Origin of the sequence: Azospirillum sp. TSH64 (assembly GCF_003116035.1) — a bacterium.
In the GTDB taxonomy this organism is placed as follows: Bacteria; Pseudomonadota; Alphaproteobacteria; order Azospirillales; family Azospirillaceae; genus Azospirillum.
In genome coordinates, this window is sequence record NZ_LGQW01000015.1 from 6,453,892 (window position 1) to 6,454,972 (window position 1,081).

Sequence of the window (1,081 nt, forward strand, 5' to 3'; positions counted from 1 at the left end):
TATCGCCGGTGCGGGCCTGGCGCGCGGCTATCACCGGCGGGCCGGGCTGACGGCGGAGCGCTTCGTCGCCGATCCGTTCTCGGCCGACGGCGGCCGGATGTACCGGACGGGCGACCTGGCGCGTCGGCGTGGCGATGGGGTGATCGAGTATGTCGGGCGGATCGACCATCAGGTGAAGATCCGCGGCCTGCGGATCGAGCTTGGCGAGATCGAGGCTGTGCTGCGCGGCCATCCGGCGGTGCGGGATGCGGCGGTGGTCGCCCGCGACGGTGCGGGCGGCAAGCGTCTGGTCGGCTATGTCGCCGCCGATGCGGCTGCGGAGCTGCCGCGGCGGCTGAAGGAGCACCTTGGTCACGCTCTGCCGGACTACATGGTGCCAACGCATCTGGTGGTGTTGGAGCGGTTGCCGCTGACACCCAACGGCAAGCTGGACCGCAAGGCCCTGCCCGAGCCGGAGGTGGTAGCGTCTTCGGAGCGGGTGCCGCCGCGCAGTGCGGCCGAACGGGCCCTGGCGGCGTTGTGGTGCGAGCTGCTGCGGCTGGAGAGCGTCGGCGTCACCGACAACTTCTTCGAGTTGGGCGGGGACTCCATCCTCTCCATCCAGCTGGTCAGCCGCGCCCGCCGCCACGGCCTCGCCTTCACCCCGCGCGACGTCTTCGAGCATCAGACCCTGGAGGCGCTCGCCCGCGCCGCCCGTAGCGACGCCGGGACTCCTGCCGCTTCGGCCACCGAGCAGGGCAGCGTCAGCGGTACGCTGTCGTTGACGCCGATCCAGCGCTGGTTCTTCGAGGAGCCGATCCCCAACCGCAGCCACTGGAACCAGTCGGTGCTGCTGCGGCTGCGCCGGCCGGTCGATCCGGCGCTGCTGGAGCGGGCGCTCTCGGCCCTGCTGGCCCATCACGACGCCTTGCGGCTGGTCTTCGTCGGCGACGGACGTGCCGAGCACCTGCCGCCCGAGGCGGTGCCGCCGGTGCTGTGGCAGCGCACCGCCGCCGATGCCAGGGCGCAGGAGCGGCTGTGCGAGGAGGCCCAGCGCAGCCTCGACCTCGACCATGGCCCGCTGCTGCGCGCCCTGCTGGTG

The 1,081-nt window shown here is 72.5% G+C and carries 1 protein-coding gene; it reads left to right on the plus strand.

Features of this window, described 5'->3' with window-relative positions; all coding sequences use genetic code 11:
- Window positions 1–1,081 (plus strand): phosphopantetheine-binding protein (locus tag TSH64_RS30520; RefSeq protein ID WP_146208146.1); only part of this gene is annotated, 1,081 nt, incomplete at both ends.